Origin of the sequence: Anaerococcus lactolyticus ATCC 51172, from assembly GCF_000156575.1 — a bacterium.
Classification (GTDB): domain Bacteria; phylum Bacillota; class Clostridia; order Tissierellales; family Peptoniphilaceae; genus Anaerococcus; species Anaerococcus lactolyticus.
In genome coordinates this window covers 83,557-106,919 of record NZ_GG666045.1, presented here as the reverse complement: position 1 = coordinate 106,919, position 23,363 = coordinate 83,557, and the positions used below count along the sequence as shown (strand labels likewise).

25 protein-coding genes and 1 pseudogene are annotated in these 23,363 nt (G+C 31.9%); 3 read left to right on the top strand and 23 right to left on the bottom strand.

Translation table 11 applies throughout. The features are described 5' to 3' along the window. Positions 1-30 precede the first annotated feature (30 nt). The 23 genes and pseudogenes from HMPREF0072_RS03040 to HMPREF0072_RS02935 all read right to left on the bottom strand — a co-directional run bounded on the left by HMPREF0072_RS03040 (position 31) and on the right by HMPREF0072_RS02935 (position 20,559). A complete protein-coding gene (locus HMPREF0072_RS03040; protein WP_004827335.1) occupies positions 31-969 on the bottom strand; it encodes an alpha/beta hydrolase in 939 nt (312 codons plus the stop codon). 156 nt (positions 970-1,125) lie between these two features. Then, positions 1,126-1,437, bottom strand: a complete 312-nt coding sequence (locus HMPREF0072_RS03035) for a PadR family transcriptional regulator (RefSeq protein WP_004827333.1) — start codon at positions 1,435-1,437, stop codon at positions 1,126-1,128. Next, the gene (locus tag HMPREF0072_RS03030) at positions 1,437-2,681 is read right to left on the bottom strand and encodes a DUF2812 domain-containing protein (RefSeq protein WP_004827332.1); all 1,245 of its coding nucleotides are present in this window, start codon (positions 2,679-2,681) and stop codon (positions 1,437-1,439) included. The genes HMPREF0072_RS03035 and HMPREF0072_RS03030 overlap by 1 nt, the downstream gene beginning before the upstream one ends. 184 nt (positions 2,682-2,865) lie before the next feature. Continuing rightward, the gene (locus HMPREF0072_RS03025) at positions 2,866-3,258 is read right to left on the bottom strand and encodes a hypothetical protein (protein ID WP_004827331.1); all 393 of its coding nucleotides are present in this window, start codon (positions 3,256-3,258) and stop codon (positions 2,866-2,868) included. Continuing rightward, complete coding sequence (locus tag HMPREF0072_RS03020; RefSeq protein WP_004827330.1) at positions 3,248-3,460, bottom strand: helix-turn-helix transcriptional regulator; 213 nt, start codon at positions 3,458-3,460, stop codon at positions 3,248-3,250. The genes HMPREF0072_RS03025 and HMPREF0072_RS03020 overlap by 11 nt, the downstream gene beginning before the upstream one ends. A 164-nt stretch (positions 3,461-3,624) precedes the next feature. Beyond that, complete coding sequence (locus tag HMPREF0072_RS03015; protein WP_004827329.1) at positions 3,625-4,230, bottom strand: hypothetical protein; 606 nt, start codon at positions 4,228-4,230, stop codon at positions 3,625-3,627. 6 nt (positions 4,231-4,236) lie between these two features. Beyond that, the gene (locus HMPREF0072_RS03010) at positions 4,237-4,638 is read right to left on the bottom strand and encodes an HIRAN domain-containing protein (RefSeq protein WP_004827328.1); all 402 of its coding nucleotides are present in this window, start codon (positions 4,636-4,638) and stop codon (positions 4,237-4,239) included. After that, the gene (locus HMPREF0072_RS03005; protein WP_004827327.1) at positions 4,635-5,441 is read right to left on the bottom strand and encodes a hypothetical protein; all 807 of its coding nucleotides are present in this window, start codon (positions 5,439-5,441) and stop codon (positions 4,635-4,637) included. The genes HMPREF0072_RS03010 and HMPREF0072_RS03005 overlap by 4 nt, the downstream gene beginning before the upstream one ends. Before the next feature lie 422 nt (positions 5,442-5,863). Continuing rightward, complete coding sequence (locus tag HMPREF0072_RS03000; protein ID WP_039931048.1) at positions 5,864-6,484, bottom strand: class I SAM-dependent methyltransferase; 621 nt, start codon at positions 6,482-6,484, stop codon at positions 5,864-5,866. A gap of 413 nt (positions 6,485-6,897) precedes the next feature. After that, positions 6,898-7,923 carry an alpha/beta fold hydrolase gene (locus tag HMPREF0072_RS02995; RefSeq protein WP_004827324.1) on the bottom strand — a complete coding sequence of 342 codons (1,026 nt, stop codon included), beginning with the start codon at positions 7,921-7,923 and terminating at the stop codon, positions 6,898-6,900. A gap of 301 nt (positions 7,924-8,224) precedes the next feature. Further along, on the bottom strand, positions 8,225-9,946 hold the full coding sequence (ureC, locus tag HMPREF0072_RS02990; RefSeq protein WP_004827323.1) for an urease subunit alpha: 1,722 nt from the start codon (positions 9,944-9,946) through the stop codon (positions 8,225-8,227). Further along, on the bottom strand, positions 9,947-10,330 hold the full coding sequence (ureB, locus tag HMPREF0072_RS02985) for an urease subunit beta (protein ID WP_004827322.1): 384 nt from the start codon (positions 10,328-10,330) through the stop codon (positions 9,947-9,949). Positions 10,331-10,339: 9 nt separating this feature from the next. Continuing rightward, positions 10,340-10,642, bottom strand: coding sequence for an urease subunit gamma (gene ureA / locus HMPREF0072_RS02980; protein ID WP_004816472.1), 303 nt, complete (start codon positions 10,640-10,642; stop codon positions 10,340-10,342). After that, positions 10,633-11,448 (bottom strand): urease accessory protein UreD, encoded by an 816-nt coding sequence (locus HMPREF0072_RS02975; protein ID WP_004827321.1) that lies wholly within the window; start codon positions 11,446-11,448, stop codon positions 10,633-10,635. The genes ureA and HMPREF0072_RS02975 overlap by 10 nt, the downstream gene beginning before the upstream one ends. Then, positions 11,448-12,059 (bottom strand): urease accessory protein UreG, encoded by a 612-nt coding sequence (gene ureG / locus HMPREF0072_RS02970; protein ID WP_004827320.1) that lies wholly within the window; start codon positions 12,057-12,059, stop codon positions 11,448-11,450. Before ureG ends, HMPREF0072_RS02975 begins: the two co-directional genes overlap by 1 nt. An 8-nt stretch (positions 12,060-12,067) precedes the next feature. Beyond that, positions 12,068-12,811, bottom strand: a complete 744-nt coding sequence (locus HMPREF0072_RS02965) for an urease accessory protein UreF (protein WP_248601163.1) — start codon at positions 12,809-12,811, stop codon at positions 12,068-12,070. Further along, positions 12,765-13,325, bottom strand: coding sequence for an urease accessory protein UreE (locus HMPREF0072_RS02960; protein WP_039931047.1), 561 nt, complete (start codon positions 13,323-13,325; stop codon positions 12,765-12,767). Before HMPREF0072_RS02960 ends, HMPREF0072_RS02965 begins: the two co-directional genes overlap by 47 nt. A gap of 673 nt (positions 13,326-13,998) precedes the next feature. After that, positions 13,999-14,241: pseudogene (locus HMPREF0072_RS12810) on the bottom strand (helix-turn-helix domain-containing protein); the annotation flags it as partial. Positions 14,242-14,460: 219 nt separating this feature from the next. Further along, entirely contained in the window at positions 14,461-15,825 is a 1,365-nt protein-coding gene (locus HMPREF0072_RS02955) for an ABC transporter ATP-binding protein (protein WP_004827317.1), read from the bottom strand. After that, a complete protein-coding gene (locus HMPREF0072_RS02950; protein ID WP_004827316.1) occupies positions 15,819-16,508 on the bottom strand; it encodes an energy-coupling factor transporter transmembrane component T family protein in 690 nt (229 codons plus the stop codon). The genes HMPREF0072_RS02955 and HMPREF0072_RS02950 overlap by 7 nt, the downstream gene beginning before the upstream one ends. Further along, positions 16,508-17,089: an MptD family putative ECF transporter S component gene (locus HMPREF0072_RS02945; RefSeq protein ID WP_004827315.1), complete on the bottom strand. Its 582-nt coding sequence runs from the start codon at positions 17,087-17,089 to the stop codon at positions 16,508-16,510. Before HMPREF0072_RS02945 ends, HMPREF0072_RS02950 begins: the two co-directional genes overlap by 1 nt. A 10-nt stretch (positions 17,090-17,099) precedes the next feature. Beyond that, positions 17,100-18,821, bottom strand: a complete 1,722-nt coding sequence (locus HMPREF0072_RS02940; RefSeq protein WP_039931046.1) for an ABC transporter ATP-binding protein — start codon at positions 18,819-18,821, stop codon at positions 17,100-17,102. Further along, entirely contained in the window at positions 18,805-20,559 is a 1,755-nt protein-coding gene (locus tag HMPREF0072_RS02935) for an ABC transporter ATP-binding protein (RefSeq protein ID WP_004827313.1), read from the bottom strand. The genes HMPREF0072_RS02940 and HMPREF0072_RS02935 overlap by 17 nt, the downstream gene beginning before the upstream one ends. Before the next feature lie 160 nt (positions 20,560-20,719). Between HMPREF0072_RS02935 and HMPREF0072_RS02930 the strand changes: the two genes are divergently transcribed. From HMPREF0072_RS02930 to HMPREF0072_RS02920, 3 genes are all read left to right on the top strand, one after another. Next, on the top strand, positions 20,720-21,712 hold the full coding sequence (locus HMPREF0072_RS02930; RefSeq protein WP_004827312.1) for a helix-turn-helix domain-containing protein: 993 nt from the start codon (positions 20,720-20,722) through the stop codon (positions 21,710-21,712). Positions 21,713-22,200: 488 nt separating this feature from the next. Further along, positions 22,201-22,740 (top strand): helix-turn-helix domain-containing protein, encoded by a 540-nt coding sequence (locus HMPREF0072_RS02925; protein WP_004827310.1) that lies wholly within the window; start codon positions 22,201-22,203, stop codon positions 22,738-22,740. Then, positions 22,737-23,237, top strand: a complete 501-nt coding sequence (locus tag HMPREF0072_RS02920) for an IS3 family transposase (protein WP_322785201.1) — start codon at positions 22,737-22,739, stop codon at positions 23,235-23,237. Before HMPREF0072_RS02925 ends, HMPREF0072_RS02920 begins: the two co-directional genes overlap by 4 nt. Positions 23,238-23,363 lie beyond the last annotated feature (126 nt).

Sequence of the window (23,363 nt, the reverse complement as noted above, 5' to 3'; positions counted from 1 at the left end):
TCTAATTTATTTCCTTACAAAATTGGGACTTCAAGCTTTCAATAATTCAATTATTTCATCTTGAGCAATCCTTCCTTCTTTAAAAAACCTCACCAAAGGATAACAATGGCACATTCCTTCCCCTACCCTTATCTCATAAGAAGCCTTATATTTATCCATAGTTTTTTTAAATTCCTCAGCAAAGGCATAAAGACATTCATCTCCACCATAATAAAAATAAGTTTTTGGAAAATCTGTGAAATCTCCCCTTGTACCATCTAACATATATTCTGGCAAATCTTCATTTCCTTTCAAGATTTCTCTTGCAGTTATAAGATAGGTTGGATCTATCATAACATCTTTATAGTTAAGTTTTTTCAATTTATTCCATATTTCCTTATTTTCATCCAGTTTTACATCTGGAATCCCACCTGGAGATACTGAAATAATTTTCCCTGGCATTGGGAGAGGTCTACCCAAAGCATTATTATGCAAAAATATTCCAAGAGATAGGCAAGCTCCTGAAGAAAATCCGAGAACATTTATATTTTGAGCCTTATAAGTTTCTGTCATTAACCTATAGGTTTCAAAGCAAACTTCATAAGTTTTTCTTACATTTACATCTGCTGAGCATAGTGGATAAAATAAAAACCAAACATCTTTACCCGTTTTTTCCATAATTCTTTCAGATAAAGTAAAGTCTAATTTATTTGGTTGGGTAATCATACCTCCACCAAAAAGATAGAAAATAGCACCATCGGCAGTTTTTTTATTTTTTTGATAAGTAAGAAGCCTAGATCCCATGACCTCTCTATCAAATAGATAATAATTTTTCTTCCTAGCCATCTTCTTAGCCTTATCTAAGTCAAAAACAACTTTAGCATTTTCGCCTTTTGCATACTCAAGCATCTCTTCCTTGTTTTTTAAAAACATTTTTTTAACTCCAAGAAGACTTACTATGCCTGCTGCTGTTTTATAAATCAAACTCACCTGCCACTCCTTCCTATGAATTCCAACAAACTATAAATTGATACTTATTATCACCTTCATTATACCCTGATTATAGTAGGGTATAATGTTTTCATAAAATTTTTAAATAGAAAATGGCCCTTAAGTTTTTGCCTTAAAAGCCATTCTTTCTTTGATTTAATTTGTAAAATACTTATCATAATTTGAAAGTAAAAGTCTTAGTCTTCTAACTTCCTCATCGAGGAGGTCTCTGCCTTCTTCTGTTATAACATAATGCTTGCCTTTTTTTTCTACTTCTACACGTTTTATCAAGTCATTTTCTAAAAATTGTGCCAAAAGGGCATAAAGGGTGCCAGGAGCAAGTTTTATCCTTCCCTTGGTTATCTCTTCAACCCAAGATGTGATTTCTGCCCCGTTTCTCACTTCTCCTAAGGCCAAAAGGGTAAAATACATTGGTTCTGTTAGGGTTTGGAATTGATCTCTTGCCATTATTTTGCCTCGAGAATCTTTTCTATATCTTTTGTGACCTTTTCGTCATAGATATTGCCATCAACTTCCAAAACCATATTACCCTTTAAAATCAAATATGAATTCTCATCAGAAAGGCTATAAACCTTATCATAAGAAAAATCTTTTGAAATATCTTTTACAAATTCTGCCCTGTATGGATGGTTTTTAGCATTTCTAAGAATTCTATTAAATAAATCTTCCGCAAGCCCTTCAGAATTTACTACAGTTTTTCTTATATTGAGGTCATTAGAATCTGCCATGTAGTCTTCACAGCTTTCCGCCAAGAAACTTGTAGATTCTTTCCTTACAGAAAAACCAGCTATTTCTTTTGTTTGTAAGTCATCTTTTAATGCAAGCTTAGCAAAAATACCAAGATTAGATATGCTAAATACCACAAACATTATTACTGGAATTAAAGCAAATAGAAATTTTTTCTGTCCTTTTTGTGCATCCATAAGTTTTACTTTTTTGATAAAGTAAGAGATAAGAATAACCATAAATATCATAGGAATCACGGAAATAAGTATTGTTAGCCCATAACCCATTTCTAGCTGATGTATTACTAATGCAATCCAAGATAAAATTATTAACACTATTGATAATACAGGTAGGAATGCTTGTAACTTTCCTATTCCCAATCCAGTAAATTTCAAATCTTTTATGGCTTTAACTTCACTATTTCTTCTCTTAAAACTTACATAATCTCCCAAAGATAAGAGTGATAATATGAGAAATAAACTAACAGCTGGTGCCATAAAAAATGGAAAATTAGAGTAATATATATCGCTTGACCTTAAACGGGCAATACTGGATAGAGCCAGAAAGACAAAAACAAGAAGATTCAAGCTTATTGTAATTAATTCTCCCTTAATACCTTTATTTAAAATCTCAATTTCATAAAAATCATCATTATAGAGTGAATTTGATCCTTTCTCATCAACCTGATATAGGTTCATATTAAAACTTCTATCAACCATATGCCAACCATATTCTTCTGCCATCTCATCATAGTCTTTGAGTTCTTCCTTAGAAAACTTAACATACCAAGTCTCATTAGGAGCAATTGTAAATTGGTATTTTATATCAGCTGGCTCACACTTTTTAAACTGGTGAATGAATGGCAAGATAATTTTTTCAATCTGCCAACCTTCCTTCGCCATCTTTTCATACCATTGTGCCATAGGACCGAAATTTGTATAAGATAAAAATCTAAACTTAAGCATTTTTTGCCTCCTTTAAAATATCGACTTTCGATATTTGTTAATTCAATTATATATCGATACTCGATACTTGTCAATATAAATTTAAAATTTCAATTTAAAAACCACCCAACCTTATCTACTAAAAATAAGACTAGATGGTTTACTATGTTATAATCATTTAATTCTAATATTTATAATTTTGCTCTTAATATTTTTTCTCATAATAACTACTCACAAAAAAAGTTATTATAGGAAAAGAAATAATTCCAAGAGCTAAAATAATCGCAGGTAAATATGCCTTTGCAGAAAAACAAATCACAGCAGCAAGGCCCATGATAAGCATTAATATAGGTGTCATTGCTGCATTTACCTTATCCCTTATTTTCTCATTTCTCTCATCATTTACATTTATTCTGTAAAATGGATCTTCCTCCATTCTCCTATTATGACCTAGGCTAACACTAGAAATAGTCACACTAGTTGTAAAAATAAAAGGCAAAATTCTACTCAAAGTTTCATCATCCTTAAAAATAAATAAAGCCACCAAACTTATAAAACCAATTACATATCCAATATACCAAATTTTCTTATTCTTCATTGACATTCTCCTCCTCGTAGATAAAAATATCTTCAATGGCCATTTCAAAATATCTTGCAATCTTAAATGCCAAAATAATTGACGGATTATATCTCCCATTTTCTAGAGATCCCACAGTTTGCCTTGATACTTCAAGAATCTTCGCCAATTCTTCCTGAGTAATCCCCTTATGTTTGCGAATCTCTTCCAACCTATTTTTCACATTTATCTACCTCCTATGACAAGCTAGCTTTACATTTATTATAAGTCCTTTTATTTCATATGTCAAGTTTACTTTACATTTGTACTTAAAAATAAAGCCTAGTTTAATCAACTTCAAAAGTAAACAAACTAGGTTTCTTCTATTATAATAATAAAAATTTTTCTTTATATTTCTTCCCAAATTTCGTACAAACTTTTACCATCAAATACTTTATAATAAAAGGCATCATTGATAGTATCGAAAGTTTTTTCATCTCCTAAAAATCCTATAACTATATCCTTAGAAACACTTATTATCGCATCTTTCTTATTATATGAAAATTCAAAGCCTTCTTTAAATTCTTTCCAATCGTAAGGAGTAAAAGTACTTTTCCCAGAAATGATTTTCTCTAAGTCTTCTACTAAATACTCTGTAAAATATTCATCATCTGAAATTACATAGTTGGTCAAATCTGGTTTTAAAACTTTCATCATTGCCAAATCATAAACCATCCTTGACATTTCAATCTTACTTGATTCTATTTTTATTTTATTACTTGTTTTACTCCTTATAGAAATGGCTTTCGCCCATAAATCAGAAAATTCGCCAAAAATATTAAAATACCTAAAGCCATTTTCTAATAAGCTTTTAACGCCCCTCTCTATTTTTAATTTATCCCTCACATGGTGTGAGATAATAAAAGCATTATTTCCAGATATGGGTTCAAAATTCATAACATGGCTATCTTTTATACAAATATTATCGCCAATCCATTCGTAATTATAATACATTTTGCCCTAACTTTCATGAAGGTAGATCTTAATTTTTATCCTTGCCCACTTACCACGCATTTCCTTTTCCATTACTTTTGCAAAAAGAACTTTCCCAGCATCCATGAGCCTTGAAAATACTACATTGTCTTGGCGAGGTACATAGCCAATTTTTTCTTTTCCAAGGGTTTCTATTCTGATTGCCTGGGGATCGTGCTCATTTTCAATTTCTCGATAAAAAACCAATTTATCTTCAATCTTTAATGTTGAGTATATTCCTTCAATGCCTTCAACATGGGTTGTTCCTGCCACATAGGTATCGAAAAGATAAATATCCTGCTCAAAAGGCCTTGGTATATCTATCTCTCCACCAGTATTTACAAGATAATCAATTAGATTATTTTGATCTTTTTTTATTAAATCAGTCATTTTTTATCCTCTAATAATTCTTTAATGTATTCTTCCTGAGTTCTTATTGCTTGCTTGTAAGATTTCAACATTTCTTTTAGTTCATTAAGCTTTTCTGCTTTTTTCTCTTCGTCCTCAACATAAATTCGCCAAGAATAGGGAGGGATTGATTTTATTGTTTTAATACTGCTTTTAATTTTCGCAATTAAATCTTCTAGCCTTTCTATTTCCTCTTCCATAGATTTAAGGGATAAAGATTCATCATCCTCTATTTCTCCACTAGTTACAATTGTATATATAATCTGCAAGGTATTTAAATCACCATTTTTATATGATTCTGTTGAGGCAACAAACAATTCTTTTTCTTTGTCTGTGATATTTTGATTTATATCGGGATGGATTTTCTTTACAATTTTCTTATATATTTTTTTTATTAAAGCCGTATCTTCCTCAGATAAGGCTTTTGCTCTTGAATGTTCCAGTGCAGCCTTTAATTGAGAAACAGTGTCTTGGAGTTTCTCTTTGTAGTCATGAAATTCTATATCAAGCTTTTTCTCAATTTCTCCAAGGTCTATTTTTTCTTGTCGGTTTATCCTTGCTTGAATAAGGGATTTTTTTCTACGCAAACGTAAATATTCGTTAAAGGCCTTATTTACCCTATAAGTAAGGCTTCCAAAAGTTAACATATAGGAAGTTTGAATATTTTCACAAACTACATACAAAAGATTGTCCCTTTCAAAAATAAGATTTTCTAAGTCTTTTTTGAGGTCATGAATTTTTTTCTTTTTATTTTTATAATCTTCTATTTCAACAATTTGTACCATAACATATCCTTTCAAATATTGTTTATATCAATTCTCAATACAAATGTATAGAACAACCCATACCCATTATGAATTTCATTATTTCATAAATTGTGTAAGGATAAGTGCCTTTTTGAACTAGCTTATCCTAATCAAAGATTTTTTCAGCGTCTGTAACTCTATCTGGAGCCATCATAGATTTGTCCTTTATGCTAATTGAAGGTGAGAACTCTAAGATATCATCCCTATACCTTATCGTAATTTTAAATATTGCACTAAGAATATCTCATTTTGATAAACCGAAAACTATGCACGATTCCAATATCATAAGTATTGATTCACCAAGTGAAAATTCACAAAATAAATATAACTTTATAGATACATAGACCATAAATATTGTCTATTATTCCCATTGCAATTCTTTTTTACAAATACAAAATCTCTTAAGAATATTTTTGGGCAATCATCACCCCAATCGGTGCCAAACCTCCATATACCAATTTGATTTCAACTACCGAAAACCCATGTTTTTCAACAAAATCTTCAAATTGATTTTTATTCCATTCTTGATACATCTTAAATCCCAGAACAGACATCAAAGTCTTAATAATTTTTCTTTCTTTACCCTCTGTCCATAAAAAATTAGGAGCAAGTAAAGTGCCGTTAGGCTTTAAAACCCTGTATATTTCTTTCATCGCACATTCTGGATTTGGCATAATATGAAGTGCATTGGCAATTAACACACAATCGAATTTTTCATTAGCGTAGGATAAATCAGTTGCATCAGCTGTTTCAAAGATAAGGTTTTCATATTCTCCACGCTTTTTAGCTTCAATAATCATTTGTTCAGAAAAATCTGTACCAATCCAACTCTTAGTCTTCTTTGAAAGTGCAAAAGAAAATTGCCCTGAACCACAAGCAAGTTCAAGCACATCCATGTCTTTTTTCAGATAAGGAAGAATGTATTCACAAACTTCATCATATACCCCTTGATCTTTTTTCATAAAAGGTGCATATAGCTTAGCAAATCTATCCCAAAAATTTTTATTACCTTTATCAATCATTTTAAACACTTCCTTTAAATAATTCACTTTACTGATATTTATATTAATCATATTATCCATCATTAATAAGATAAGTTATTTATTATTCGTCTACTCTTTATAATATTATACCAAATATATTGTTGATATTAGTTATTATCTCTTATACTCATTAAATATTACTATAAAGTTCACTCTATTTAGACATAATTCCTTACCGTATATATTTTGAAAATGATTAACATGAGTTTATTAGTCATTAATGTCATTTAAGCATTTGCAAATTTTTTATTCAAACATTTACATTACTTCAAGCTTTGTCTTTTATATATTTTTTAAATTCATTTACTTACAGATATCCTCTTTCCATTTTCACACGAAAAAAAGACGATAGATTTTAAATTTCTACCGTCCTTAAATACCCAAGTATTTTATTATTTATGATTTTCTTTTAAGAAAGCATCAATAGCTTTTCTTGATTCACTTCTTGCTTTTTCATTGCCTTCAGCTGTTCCACCTGTTGCAACTATAATTTTCCCTAAATCTAAAATACCATTGCCTGCAAATATATGCCCTGCTCCTTTATATGAATAAATCTTTGCCTTAGGGTTTTGTTCTTTTATTTTATTTGCCATGGCAAGGCTATCCCACATCAAATCATCCTCGCCTGCTATCATTAATATATTTGCCTTAATATTTTTGACTGGTATTAGTTTTTCTCGACTTGAGGAGTCTTTTTCTATTGCACTATTATAAGTTTCTTTAAAACTAATAGGACTTTTAATAATAGCTGGAACAATAATATTTTTTAAAAATGAGTTAAATGATGATTTTTTAATATCTATATATGGAAGTTCCTCTCCTTTATAGGTCCATGATGAACCATAATCTTTAAAATCTAGACCAGCAAAATTATAAGATGAAGGTGCCATCAAAATTAAATTATCTATTTCAGGATATTTGCTAGCCAAATTAAGGGCATATTCTGCACCTTTTGACGCTCCCAAAACACTTATCGGTTTACTGTCTTTTATATTTCTATTTATATAACCTATAACATCTTCAAATTGTTCTAAGGGAATTTTTCTCAAAGTCTGTTCTTGGTTCTTCATGCCAAACATAAATAGAGCAAGAGTTTCATAGCCTTCTTTTGCTAATAGCTCAGCATTTTCAAAATTTGGGCTTCCTTCAGAACCTCCAAAACAAATTACAAGACCCTTATGTGATTTTTCCTTAGGTACAAATCTAAAGCCTTGCATTCTACCCTCATCCACATAAGTTACATTAACTCCATCAATATCTGTAGGATATAGACTTATATTAGTAACATCCTTAAAATATTCAGGAAATTTCAAAGCATTGTTATCTTTATACTTATGGTCATTATATATTCTAAGAATAAAAACTAAAACCACTAAAATAATAACTATTGAAAAGATTCTAAAAAATTTTTTCTTCATTTTATTCCCCTACTTTAAAATAGAATACAGATTCTACTAGTATTTAAAAGATCTGTTTGTAGTTATTATATCCTTTTTAGAATATTATTTACACTAATCTACATTAACACTTTAATAACCTCCATTAGAATCTTAACCTCAATAGAGTTGTCGGCCTGCTTATATATACTATGCCAAAAATATTTTTTTATCATCTTTCTAAGCTATTTATACTTTAGATTCTTTTGAGCTTTTGGGCATAAAAGAACCCCTCCATCCCTAGTAAGGATTTTGGGGTTCTTGTTAAGCTCTAATATTTATTTTAAAATAGGTTATATAATTGACCTAGGGCGACCTTGTCTACTGGATCACATGTGATTTTCTTTCCTTCAATTGTTACTTCGTAAGTTTCTGGGTCTACCTTGATGTTTGGAGTTTCGGAATTTAGTTTCATATCTTTTTTGCCGATGTTTCTACAATTATGAACAGGTAGTACCATTCTTTTTAGGTCTAGTTTTTCTTTTATGCCTGATTCATAGGAGGCTTTTGAGACGAAGGTAAAACAAGAATTACCGATTCCTCCACCAATGGCCGCATACATTCTTCTGTATATTACAGGTTGTGGTGTTGGTATGGATGCGTTTGGATCTCCTGACGGTGCCATTATTATTAGACCATTTTTTAGGATTTGTTTTGGGCGAACTCCAAAGAATTTTGGCTCCCAAAGGACTAGGTCTGCACGTTTACCAACTTCGATTGAACCAATATATTCAGATACTCCGTGGGCTATGGCTGGATTTATAGTGTATTTGGCTACATATCTTTTGGCCCTAAAGTTATCGTTATTATTTCCTTCATCTTCTTTAAGAGCTCCACGTTGGTCTTTCATCTTTGAGGCTGTTTGCCAAGTTCTCATAACAACTTCACCAATTCTGCCCATGGCTTGAGAGTCTGAAGACATTATTGAGAATACTCCCATGTCTTGGAGGACATCTTCTGCAGCTATTGTTTCTGGTCTAATCCTTGAGTCAGCAAAGGCTACATCTTCTTCTATGGTTTTGTCAAGATTGTGGCAAACCATAACCATATCCAAGTGCTCATCTGATGTATTTATTGTAAAAGGCATGGTTGGATTTGTTGATGCTGGAAAAACATTATTAAATCCTGCTGCAACTATTTGATCTGGTGCATGTCCTCCTCCTGCTCCCTCAGTATGGAAGAAATGTATAGCTCTACCTCCAATAGCATCTAGGGTATCTTCGATTGTACCACCTTCGTTAAGGGTGTCGGTATGGATAGCAACTGCAATATCGTACTCATCAGCAACTTCAAGGCTGGCATTTATAACGGCTCTTGTTGCTCCCCAGTCTTCATGAATCTTTAGTCCACAAGCTCCTGCTTTTATTTGTTCATAAAGTGGCTCTTTGCTTGAGCAGTTACCCTTACCTAATAGTCCAACATTTACTGGATATCCTTCGACTGATTTTAGCATAGCTTCTAAGTGGTTAGGGCCTGGAGTACAGGTTGTAGCATTTGTTCCATCAGCAGGGCCTGTTCCGCCTCCGATTAGGGTAGTAGTTCCTCCTGCTAGGGCTGTATTTGCTTGATCGGCTGATATAAAATGAACGTGGGTGTCAATTGCTCCAGCGGTTACGATTTTATTTTCACCTGAGATTATTTCAGTGCTTGCCCCTATTACAAGACCAGGGTTGACATTATCGTTCATATCAGGATTACCTGACTTGCCTATTCCTGTAATAATACCATCCCTAATTCCTATATCTGCTTTGTAAATACCAGTATAGTCTAGGATAATCGCATTTGTAATTACTGTATCGCAAGTGCCTGAGGCATAGCTTGCAGTTGATGATTGGTTCATACCATCTCTTACAGTCTTACCGCCACCAAAGATTGATTCATCTCCATAAATTGCATAATCTTTTTCTATTTCTATTATAATATTTGTATCTGCTAGTCTAACTTTATCGCCTGTAGTTGGCCCATACATAGACCCGTATTTTTCTCTTGAGATTTTAAATGACATCTATTCCTCCCCATCACTATTAATATTAGCGTAGCCTTTTTGAATTAGGTTTTTCATGGCTTCATCTTTTTTTATATCATGGGCTACACCATTAGTGAGTCCGTTGAAGCCGATGACCCTTCCATTTCCGCCAATATCAATTAATCTAACCCTATGGGTTTGACCTGGTTCAAATCTAATAGCATTTCCTGCAGGGATGTCTAGCTTTTTGCCGAAGGCCATGCTACGATCGAATTTCAAATATCTATTCACTTCAAAAAAATGAAAATGTGAACCGATTTGTACGGCCCTATCTCCAGTATTTGTTACATTTATTTCAATAGCTTCGAAATCTTCATTTAAAATTAAATCATCATCTTTATAAAAAATTTCACCTGGAATCATTTTTGCCTCCTACACTATTGGTTGATGAACTGTTACAAGCTTGGTTCCATCAGGAAATGTGGCTTCTATTTGTACATCCTTAATCATTTCAGGGACACCTTCCATGACATCATCCCTTGTTAGAATCTTCCTGCCTTCTTGCATCAAATCTGAAACAGTCTTGCCATCACGAGCCATTTCATAAAGCTCGGCACTGATTAGAGCGACTGCTTCAGGATAGTTTAATTTAAGTCCACGTTCTTTACGCTTTCTGGCTACTTCTCCAGCTGTAAATATCATCAAGCGTTCAATATCTTTTGGTACTAAATGCATATCCTTCCCCCTTTTTCAATCAAATAATCTATTATTTCTTTTTCACATTCTATTAAATCCTGGCCCATCTTGCCCAAAATCCTAATTTGAATATCATTTCTAAAGCTGTAACTTGCCCCACCTTTTAGTCCTCTCTTTAAACTATGCTTATCAATTATATTGCGAATCTCGCCTATATTATTTTCATCGGAAAAATTTATAGCAACCATTGACAAAAAGTGGTCATAGCCTTCCATCAAACCCAGTTCATTTATATTTTGTTCTCTTGGCCTTATGAGGTTTTTTTCGGTATAGATAAGTTTGCCATCAAGGTTTATATCTAGATTAGTCTTGTAGCTTTTAAATTCAAAGCTTTCTCCCCTGCCAATTCTACCAGCTACAAAGCAGTTAGAAAAAATAAGCCTGGCATCTTTTTCTAAATCGACCTTGATATCCTCCCTAAAATCTGCATCCTTGTAGAGAATCATTGGTAAAAGTTTAAAAATAAAGTCAGATTTTTCTTCCCCACGAATTTCAACCTTACGACTTGCGAAAGAATTCTCATTCATCTTATAAACTTTTTCATATGATTGAGAAGAAAGCAAGACCTTGCTATTCTTTTTTGCATAGAACTTTTCTTCTTGCATATCGCCTTCCAGGATACCTGGGCTTGAGCTCATAATCATAGCCTTGGTAAAGTCGCCATATTTAAATGTATGCATAAGTAGAAATGGTGGCGAATTATAGATATCTTTTAGGATAGTTGTATCATCCTTATTTTCAAACTCTAAATATAATCTGCTGGCTCTTGCGTATGTTTTTTTCATTATTTTAAATCTTCTAACAAGACATGCTTTCTTATCCAGTCATAGACCTCATTAAGTCCATCGCCATTTTTGATATTAGTAAAGATAAATGGACGATCCCCTCTTTGGGCTAGGGTATCCTTTCTCATAGCCTCAAGGTCAACGCCAACATAAGGAGCTAAATCTTTTTTGTTTACGATAAGAAGGTCTGATCTTAAAATTCCTGGGCCTCCTTTTCTTGGTATATCCCCACCTGCAGCTACATCTATTACAAAGATGGTGGCATCTGCAAGGTCAGGACTAAAAGTTGCTGATAGATTGTCTCCACCACTTTCGATAAAGATCATTTCTATATCCTTAAAATTTCTGACTAAATCCTCACAAGCTTCAAGGTTCATAGAAACATCATCTCTTATAGCTGTATGAGGACATCCTCCAGTTTCTACTCCTCTTATCCTATCTCTTTCAAGAATTCCCTGATCTTTTAGGTAGTTTGCATCTTCTTCTGTATATATATCATTAGTGACTACTGCTACCTTGTAATCTTTTTTGAATTCTTCTACTAGTTTTTCTATTAAATGTGTCTTACCGCAACCAACAGGGCCTGCGACACCGATTTTTACGTAATCCATAAGCCTCCCTAAGACATATAAAGTCTTGAATATAATACTTCATGTTGCATTGAAGCAACTTCTACACCTGGATAGGAAGTAAAATAATACTCCTCATCCAATTTATCTATCTTTGTAACTAAATCAATTATCAAGTCATAGATTTCATATAAGATTTTCTGCCCATCAAACTGGCTAATAGGTACGGTCTTAACCGCTGTAATCACTAGATTCTGTGCCATATTAAAGGCAAAACTCAAAAGAGATGCGGTCAAATCAATATCAAGACTTGCTGTAATTAGAGCATAGGCGACTGAGTGATGGATGATAATGTCATTTTTCTTATGATAATCTAGGTAGTCGTAATATTTTGGTGGCATAGCTATGTCCATCTTATGAACTGTCGATATAAGTCTGGAGCCTAACTTCTCTGAAGCTTCCCTTAATTCTTTTTGGCTTTTTTGAGCCTGTAATCTTATATTTAGATCTAAAAGCTCATCTTTTTTTCCTTCTATAAAATAATTGTAAGCTAGATACACAGCTAAAAGGTCATTATAATAGAAGCTAGTTTTTAAATAGTTTATTAAATATTTTTTTGTATCTTTCGAATCTCTAATCAAATTCTTTAGGATATAATTTTCAAGTCCATAAGAATGAGAATAAGAACCTATAGGAAATTGACTATCATTTAATTGTAGGAGGATGAGCTCTTCTTCATATTTTGTTCTATTCATGGTGATGGTGGTGATGATTGTGGTCGTGATGGTGATCATGATTGTGGTCGTGATCGTGGTCATGGTCGTGACTATGATGATCTACTACTTGACCTTGAGGTAGAATCGCCATCAAGTTGTTTTTTGGCAATAATTTAGCCATGACCTTATCCATCTTTATCCCTTCTACAGTCTTTAGCATTTCTTCGAGAGTCTTCTCATATGGTGTAATTAAAGATTCGCCATCTTCTGACCAGTACAATTTTGCATGGCGATTACCAATAATATATGCCAAGTTGACAAAGCTCTTAGCCTCATCCATAGAAAGCTTTAAGCATTCAAGCTCTTCGATATTGATAGCATAAATTATATTATTTTCTCTATAAATTATATCCCCATGCTTTAGACCTCTTTGTCTATCCTCTTCAGAAAGCTTTAGACCCAAGTCCAGACCCGCATATTCAAATCTTTGAATTTTCTTATGAGCATGGTCGTAAGGCATATTAAGCCAGTTTATTTTTAAATTTTCTTCATTTATATCAAAAACATTTCCAATAATTTTTTCTATTATCACTTTATTCACCCCTTTTTTTACAAACTTAATAGTACCCCCTAAAACAAAAAAAAGCAATGATTTTACATTTTATAAAGTGTAATTTTCTTTATTGTACTTTTTGAAGACAAGCTTAGCTAAATTTCCCAGATAAAAACCGCATATAGAATATATCCATATACGGTTAATTATACATAGGAAAATTAAGCCCCCCCAAATTGTAATTATAACAAAGAGGACCCAGGGCTTCATACTGATTTTATTAAAAAGCTCGATATCACTTTAAAAGATATGATATAAAAAGCAAAAACTAAAGGATAGAAATAAACTCTTATTTAAACAATCCGTTCAAAGACCATCATCGCTCGAATCTTGTCTCCTCCGAAAAACCCTTTGATCCACAAGATGGGGTTGTTATAGTATGAAGCTATATCCTAAAGAAACTTGTTTATTTATGGCAGCTTGTAGGTTAGTTAAACTTGCGATTCCCGATTCTGTTCCTAAAAATTTCTCTATGAGCACTACTCGAAGAACACCATATTTATAACAAGCAAATCATCTGCTTCTGTCAGATATTAAAGATTTTAAAACTTCTAAAGGTAAAGATTTAATTAGTTTGTCAAGTGCACTATCATTGAATTTTTTCTCCAATCTACTGTTTGCTATTTCTCAGGAGACCATTAATTATGGAGTTTTCAGATATGGATTTTATGATATTGATATCTGCTTTTGCCTTTCTGCCTTTAAGTGATGATTTTTCAATCTTATCTTTTTCGGCATAGATAGCTTCATAATCATTATCGCAGCTTTTTAATTCTCTAGATATTATTGAGTGATGAAAACCTAAAATTTTTGCTATTCTTTTAGAAGAATATCCCTCTTAACTTAGTTGCTCCATCTTATTTCGCTCATTTATGGTAATATGTTTATAGCTCATATTAACCTCCGTGTATTTTTGTCCTTTTTAACATTTCACACGAAATTAGTATTAGTTTTCTATTTTATTACAGTGTCGCATTTAATTTTACAAATTATCAAATAAAAATGGAGGACTTATGCTTTATGTTATAGGTCCTCTAAAATGAAAATTATCATAATTTTATTTTAATTTACAAAGTAATTAACTCTTCCATAAACTTGTTTTCCAGCCCTATCTTTATATTTCAAATATTTCATCGCTTACTTCATTCAAAAACTCAATATCATGGGAAACTATAAAAATTATTTTATCCTTATTTCTGTATTTTTTAATAAGTTTGGATATTTTTTCCATATTTGAATAATCCATACCACTTGTAGGTTCATCGAAATAAACAAATGTAGAATCTTTGCACATAACTGATGCTATCGCAAGTCTTTGCTTTTGTCCTCCTGATAAACTCATAGGGTGCCTTTCAATAAATTCTTCTAAACCTAAATCTTTTAAAATGATTTTTGCCTTTTCTTCATTGAAATTTTTTACTCCTAAACTAAGTTCGCTAAATACCTCGTCCGTAAATAGCTGATGATTTACGTCTTGCATAACAAGTGAAGAGTTTTTAAGTCTTTCTTTTTTAGACAGTTGCTCTCCCTTAAAATAAATTTCTTCTTTTGATTTTTTCTCAAGACCAATTAAACATCTCAAGAGCGTTGACTTTCCTCGTCCATTAGAGCCTATTATGCCATAAATTTTGCCAAGCTTAAAAGAAATATTTTTTAAACTTAAATATTCATCCTCAGTAAATTTGTAGGAAAGATCTTTTATCTGATATTCTCCATCTCCTTTTAAATGAGGTACTTCCAACTTAGTTAGCTTCTTATCCCTTAAGGCTAAGTTATTTAAGTCTCTTGTATCTAATTTTAAAAATTCATTTCTTGTATAAGTTTTTTTAAGCTTACCCTTATCTATGAAAAAGATGTGGTCAACTATATCCATCAAATAATAAATCCTGTGCTCAGCTACAATTATGCTTATGCCTTTTTCTTTTAGTATTTTAAGCATCTTTGTCAAAACGCCTATACTTTTAATATCCAAATTTGATGATGGCTCATCCATAACAATAATCTTTGTGCCTGCTATATAAGAAGCTGCAATACAAAGTATTTGTTTTTCACCGCCAGATAGGTTAAATATGTTTCTGTTCAAAAGATTTTTTATCGGAAATATTTCTAGCATATCATTCAAACGCCTGTCCATCTCTTCTCTTGCAAGTCCAATATTTTCTAAATAAAACAATAATTCTAATGTCGTATTAACATTAAAGAAATATGTCTTAGGATTTTGAAAAACAGTTGAAACAAGCATTGAAATTTGATAAAGTTCCAAATCTTTTATATTATTACCATCAATAAATATTTCGCCCTTTGTCTTCGCGTTATCATATCTTACGGCTAAGCCATTGATTGAGTTTATTAAAGATGACTTACCACTTCCACTTTTTCCTGTAAACAACACGCACTCTCCCTCAGCTATGGATAGTGATATATCATCTATTATATGGTCTTTGCCATAATCAAGGCTTAAATTTTTTATTTCTACCATATTAAGCCTCCAACAATAAGTCCAGTTATAATTAAAACATATACAAAATCTATAGTCTGTATCTTTACAGGAATATATCTAGTCTTGGCAATTGGATTTTCTATTGCCTTTGTTTCTGCCGCTTTTGCAATATCATCTGCAATGTTTGAAGAAATAATTAATAGTGGCACTGAAACGTACTCAAGATATTTGATTGGATTTTTAAAATTTATCCCCCTTACCCTCATAGCCATTTTGATGTTTTTCTTCTCTTCTTTGAAAGATGGGAAAAATCTAAACATAACCGCAATAGGTATGGAAAGATTTTTTGAAATTTTAAGCTTATCCATTGATGAAATTATTGCGCCTACATCAGAGGTCTTTATCATAAAGCTAGCTGCCATAAATGGCAATAAAAACATTCTGAAGATAATAAATAAGCTTAAAAACATCTTAATTATTGGATTTATATTAGATAACACCATAAAATTAGGTAAAGCATATAATATTGCGCATAAAATTATCCATTTAAAAAATGTTTTTTTGTACCCATTCAAATAAAATAAAATACCAATAAGACAAACAATCTCTAGCTCAAAACTGATGTTTAAGCTATGCACAACAGTTAAACCTGTAAGAAATACGACTAATAACTTACTTATTGGATTTGGATTAAAGGGATAATTTGCAGAAAAGGTAGGCATTATACAATGCCTGCTTTTTCAAAGTGTTTTTTCAATAGTGCCTTGCCTATATATGCCCCTATAATTCCTCCTAGGAAAGCACCTAAGGCTACTAAAGCCATGTGAGGATAAGTTATTAGTTTTTCCATTGCATCAACATAATCTTTTCCCATCATCATAGATAATTCAATATATTTTTCTTTAGCTAAAAGCATTTGCATTAAAGAGCTACATATCCATGTGCTGAAGATTGCATAAGAAAGCATATTGTATTTAAATGAATTATAATTGCCAATCTTTCTAATTAATTCTGCTATTATCATTACTATAAGTGATAAGACTGCAACTACATAAGTATGTCCCATAGCAAACATCACAAGAGGTGATATCATACCGAGTATAAATAAGGCCCATGGTTTTTGAACTTTAGTCATAAATAACATAAGAACAGGCCCTTCAATTATGCCTAAAACTGTTGGGTATATTAAAAACAATATTGGAATCATACCCATCATGCCAACACCAAACATCAAGACGAAATAAATTACGGCAAAAACACCGATACTTACTAAATCTTTTACTTTTAATTTTTTAGTATCCATTTTAATCCTCCTAATAAATAAATTCTTCTGCCATTTTTGTTTTTTCTATTAAATTCTTGTAAACTTTTGATTTTTGTAAAAGCTCTTCATGCTTGCCTTCACTTTCTAATTTTCCGTTTTCAAGAACTACAATCTTGTCTGCATTTTCTATGGATTTCATTCTGTGTGAAATGATGACAACAGTTTTATCTTTAATTAAATTATTTAAAGACTCTTGAATTTTTTTCTCATTGTCAACATCAAGGCTTGCTGCTATCTCGTCTAAGATCAATATCGGTGCATCTTTTAAGAAGGCTCTGGCTATTGATAACCTTTGTCTTTCTCCACCTGATAGTTCAGCACCGTTTTCACCAATAACTGTATCGAAACCCTTATCCATTTTTTCTATAAAATCTGTGCAATTTGCAAGTTTTGCTGCTCTTTTAACTTCTTCGTCACTTGCATCTTGCTTTCCGATCCTAATATTTTCCATAACGCTTTGATTAAATAGAACTACATCTTGGAAAACAATAGACACCTTATCAAAAAGGGATTCTGTTGATATTTCTTTTATATCTTTGCCATCGATTAAGATTTGTCCCTCGTCGTAATCATAAAGTCTTGATATAAGTTTCAATATAGTTGTTTTGCCACAGCCACTTGCTCCTACCAAAGCAGTTACCTCTCCCTGCTTAGCTTTAAAGCTTACGCCATTTAAAACTTTTGTGTCTTTATTGTAGGCAAATTCAACATCTTTTAAATCAATGTCAAATTTTTTTAGTTCATAGTCATCGCCTTCTTGTAAATCTTGATTTTGAATTTCTTTTAATCTTTCAATTTTAGGCGATAAATAAAATATCTCCATCATTCCCTCTTTAGATGCATCAAGAGCGTCTTTTATCTTCATGGCCGCTAGTAAATAACCTACAAGGTAGAGAGGGCTTATCTCTTTATTAATAATTAGATTTACGCCAACAAATATCACAACAGCAAGGGAAATAAAGCTAAAAATTGATGAAAGTGACATAATTAAAATAAGTCCTATCTCTGTCTTTAAGTGCACTTTTTCACTTTTATCCATTTTTTCATATAGCTTATCTTTCATTTCCTCTGATAAGCCATAGGCTTTGATCTCCATTTGCATCTCGATATTTTCTTGAAAGCTTTCTGAGTTTTCTCTTAAGACGTCATAATATCTTTTTTGTCCCTTAACCTGATGTTTTTTAGATAGTGGTATAAATATAAAGCTTAATATCGTTGGTATAATTACAGCTAAACCCATCTTCACATTGCTCACTAGCATCATAATGGATATTAGTGGGAAGAAGAGTGCCATACCGCCCACTTTTGGTATCGAGTGGCTCATTGCATGCTCTATCCCCTCAATATCGGACATGATAGTTTGCGCTAGGTCGGAAATATCATGTTTAGAAAAGTAAGATAGAGGTAGTTTTGATAAATTTTCCGCTGTCCTTATTCTTAAGTCCGCACTTTCTTGATATGTTGTGCTGTATAATTTATCGTATTCGATAGAAAGCAAAATATACATTACTATCAAGGTAAAAACTGAGAATGCTATATAAAATCCCTTGCTTTTAACAATATTTTCCAAAACTTCCTGAGCAAAAATCATTAGTAATATCGCAGGAAGCATGTTTATACAATAAACGAAAAATGAAGCCAGTGTTGCTTTACTTAAATTTCTTGCTCCTTTATCTGTAAGAGCAAATCTTTTTTTATAAAACTCCTTCATTTGAAACCCTCCATTCATTCGCACTGTTAAACATATCTTGCAGTCTCTTATACTTTGTATCACTTGACATTAATTCTTTGTCAGAACCTCTTTCTATAATTTTTCCGCCATCCATTACAATAACTTCATCAAGGTCTTTAATTGTAGATAGTCTGTGTGCAATCATGATAACTGTTTTATCCTTCATCAGATTTTTAAAAGCTTTTTGCAATTCAAACTCGTTATCTGGGTCAATAGATGCTGAAGCTTCATCCATAATAATAATTTTAGAATCCTTTAAAATTGCTCTAGCAATTGCAATCCTTTGTTTTTCTCCACCGGATAAATAAACTCCTTTTGAGCCTATGATAGTATTTTCTCTTTCTGGGAATTTGTCTAATATTAGATCGCATCCTGCTAATTTTAAGGCTCTCATAACGTCATCTCTGCTCGCTCCTTTATTAGCTAAAGCAACATTATCATAAATGCTCTTCTTGAATAATTTTGAATCTTGAAAAACAAAGGAAATGGCTTTAATTAAGGCTTCATCAGAGTATTCACTTATTGCTACGCCGCCTATCTTTATGCTTCCTTCATTAACATTGTAAAAACCCGATATAAGTTTTGCTACAGTTGATTTGCCTGATCCAGATGAGCCGACTAGCGCATAGGACTTTCCTTCTTCTAATTTAAAGGATAAATTTTCAATGACAGCTTTATCGTTATAAGCAAAGCTAACATTGTCAAACTCAATATTGTAATTTTTAAAATTATTGACATTGCCATGGACCAATTTATCTTTTTGCATATCATTATAAAGCGCCTCTAAAGTATCTACTGCATAATTGCCTTGAGAAATATACATAGCGTACCACATTATCCTCATAAATGAAACAAAGAGAACTCCTGATAAGAATAAAATCATGATAAGCTCAAGTAAAATCACCTTGGCGCTGCCTAAGCTAGTCATAAAATAAACTATAGGTATAATTAAAATTGCAATTAAACCAAAAAATAACCATTGATACAAAACATAGGGTTTTTTACAAGATAGTGAATAATCATAAGCATACTTTGAGTAATCTTTTATCGCCTTGTAAAAGCTTTTAAATGACTCTACATTTGCTCTAAATATCTTTACTACCTGCATTCCTCTTACGTATTCAACAGTCTCAGCACTTAGTTTAGATAGAGCTTCTTGGTATATCTTCATAAATTCTTGCTCTCCCATCATTGCACCTAAAATCAAGCCATCGATTATGGTAAGAGCAAGCAAAGTTATGCCAACTCTTATACTTACTATAAAGCCGAGTGCTAGTACAAGTACGGGTGTAACTATTGCCTGAGAACTATCGGGAATCATGTGAGCTACAACCTGATGAGTTTGCGCGGCGTTGTCATCTATGATCTTTCTTATTTGACCAGATGGATTTAAGTCAAAGAACCTAAAACTTGCTTTCTCTAAGCCGTCTATCCCCCTTTTTCTTAAATTTGTTTCAAGCCTAAAACCTAGTATGTGAGAACATGTTCCTGAAACAGAATAAAATATTGCTCCACTTGTTAGTGTGATGACAGATTTTAGCGCTATGCTCTCTGCGCCAGATAAATCTGAATTAATTATTAAATTATCCAGAAATTTGTAGATTAAATAAAATCCATATACCGTAAGTACAGCAGATATAGCAGAAAAGACTATAGCTAAAAAACCAAGATATTTTTTATCCTGCACATAAGCAAATAGTTTTTTGTAAATCTTCATAATAATATCTCCTTTCTTTGATATCCATTTTAGATATAAATTCGCTTAATTGATAATAACTATCATTGCTTTTTTATTATACATCGCTTATAATTACTAATACAATAGTTTTGAATTAATAAGGCTAATTGGAACATTGTCTAAAAGGGATAGGTGTATTATGACATATTATGATTTTGTAAAAGATTATTTGAAAGTAGATGAATGTAAAAACAATAAGAAGTACTCAAGTGCAGGACACACTTTTTGTTGGAAAAAAGAGGACTCAACTTATGGAGAAGGCCTATATTGGTTTTATGAAGGAGATGGGTTTATTATTGATATACATGATTTTTATATCAGTGAAGAAGTTGTTCAAAATAATACCTATAGTATGGCAGACTATGTGTCGATATACACAAGCTACATAGTTAGCGCAAACGGCGAAAAATTTAATCCATATCAAACACTTACAGCGAACTCCTTATGTACTTTTGATTTTGATAATATACGAGATGATTTTGTTTTTTTATTACATGAGAACTGTTATTATCTAGCTGTTTCCATTGGTTTTAAAAAAGAGCTCTTAGAAAAGCATCTAGCAGCTATTAATATAGATACAGAATCATTTTATTCAGCTTTACTTCAACCGAATCAAATTATTCTTACAAAATCATTAGAAAAAGTGGCTATGGAAATTCTAAATTGTAAGATGGATGCCCCCGCCGCTGATTTTTTCTTTAAAGCCAAGGCAAATGAGCGGGTAAGCATAGTTATTGACACATACTTAAATAGAAAAAAATATAAAATTGAATCTGATGATAATAAAGCACTTGAAGATGTAGCCAGATTTTTAGATGATCATTTCGCCATGAATGTAAATCAAGAAACCCTTGAAAAAATATCTAAAATGAGTGGAACAAAATTAAAAAATTTATTCAAAGAAAAATATGGTCAAAGCATTACAGAATACACTCAAAGAAAAAGAATGAATGTAGCTGAAACTCTACTCTTAAATACCAAACTTCCTATAAAGGAAATAGCCGAATCTGTAGGTTACACATCCCATAGCAAATTTTCCATTTATTACAAAAGATACAAAGGAAAACTTCCTAGCGAGGTACGTGGATTGGCTTGCGACCATCAAACTTTAAAATGTGATTGCTGTGATTAAACTATTTTTTTATATTTATACACCTTTATCTTATATGAGTTTATAGATATTTGTATAGGTATATATAAAATGGGTAAAAAGCAAAAAAAGAGCAGCCTTTTGAGCTACTCTCATAGAAAGTACCAAATGAGTTAAATATATTTTTTGTGTTTCCTCATACCAGTTGCAAAACAACACTCACGTCAATGTAGTTTTTTTGAGTCTTTTTGACGTATCCTTCTTCATCTTTATCGAAGACAAAATGCTTATAAACTCATCAAAATGCAGGATTTCTAAATTTACATCTTTTGTATCAACGCTATGGCTTACACATGGCTTGAGTGGTCAGTATGGATAAATTTTGAAAATTTTCAAAAGCCTCGTATGTGGGAATATATTAATCAATACGTATCTTCTAATACATTATATCATTCTGGGGCAAAGAAAGAAAAAAACAGCCCTCATGACCTGAACCCCAAAATCCGGAATACGGATGGAGGGGTTTTTGTATGCCAAAATACACAAAAGAATTTAAAATCAAACTAGTAATGGAATATTTATCAGGGGAATCTGGAGGCAGTCCGATAATTGCTAAAAAATACGATATACCCGAAGGAACATTACAAAACTGGATAATCAAATATCAATCAGGTGGATTTGATAACTTATCAAAAAAGCAAAATCAAGATAAATTCACTAGTGAATTTCAGCTATCTGTAATACAATATAGGCAAATCAATAATATCTCATTCAGACAAACCGCAGAGCACTTTAATATAAGCAATAGATCAATAATATGTAATTGGGAGAGAGCATATAGACAGCTTGGTTTATCTGGACTAGAGGATAACAGAGGAAGGCCTAAAAAAGACATGACCAAATCAAATAAGAAGTTTAAACCTAATACTCCAATAAACGAAAGTGAAAGAGAAGAGTTAATAAGATTAAGGGAAGAAAATAGACTTCTCAAAATGAAGATAATCTACGAAAAAAAGCTACAAGCCTTGCTGCTGGAAGAGGAAGCAGAAACAAGGAAAAGACAAAGATAATCCTCAACTTAATAAAAGAATATCCACAAAGTAAAATAAGTGAATGGTTAAGCATAGCAAAATTACCAAAATCATCCTACTATGAATGGAAGATAAAATTAGAAAGTCCAGTAGATAAAGACAAAGAAGTTAAAAATGAAATTAAAACCATAACAGAAGCTTCAAAAGGTCGATATGGCTACAGAAGAGTAACTATGGTATTAAAAAATAAAGGCTTTAATATTAATCATAAAAAAGTCTTAAGAATAATGAGAGAAGAATCCTTGCTATGCTCTAAATTCAAAACTAGATCAAGAAAATACTCATGTCTAGACAATTCCCCAATGGAGAACTTCTTTGGGATATTAAAACAAGAAATGTATTATGGTGTGGAATTTAAAAGTTATGATGAATTAGTTAGTGAGATAGAAAAATATATCAAATGGTACAATGAGGATAGGATTAAGATAAAATTAAACGGAATGTCTCCTGTTATGTACAGATTACATTCCGCTTAAAATATTATTAGATTATTCCGTGTTTACGGGTTCAGGTCAAGGAGTCTTGTTTGCTATGTTTTTTTTAATAGTTTTTACTTATTTTAGTTTTGATATTCTATTAGCGTTTAAGTATTTATTTTTAAA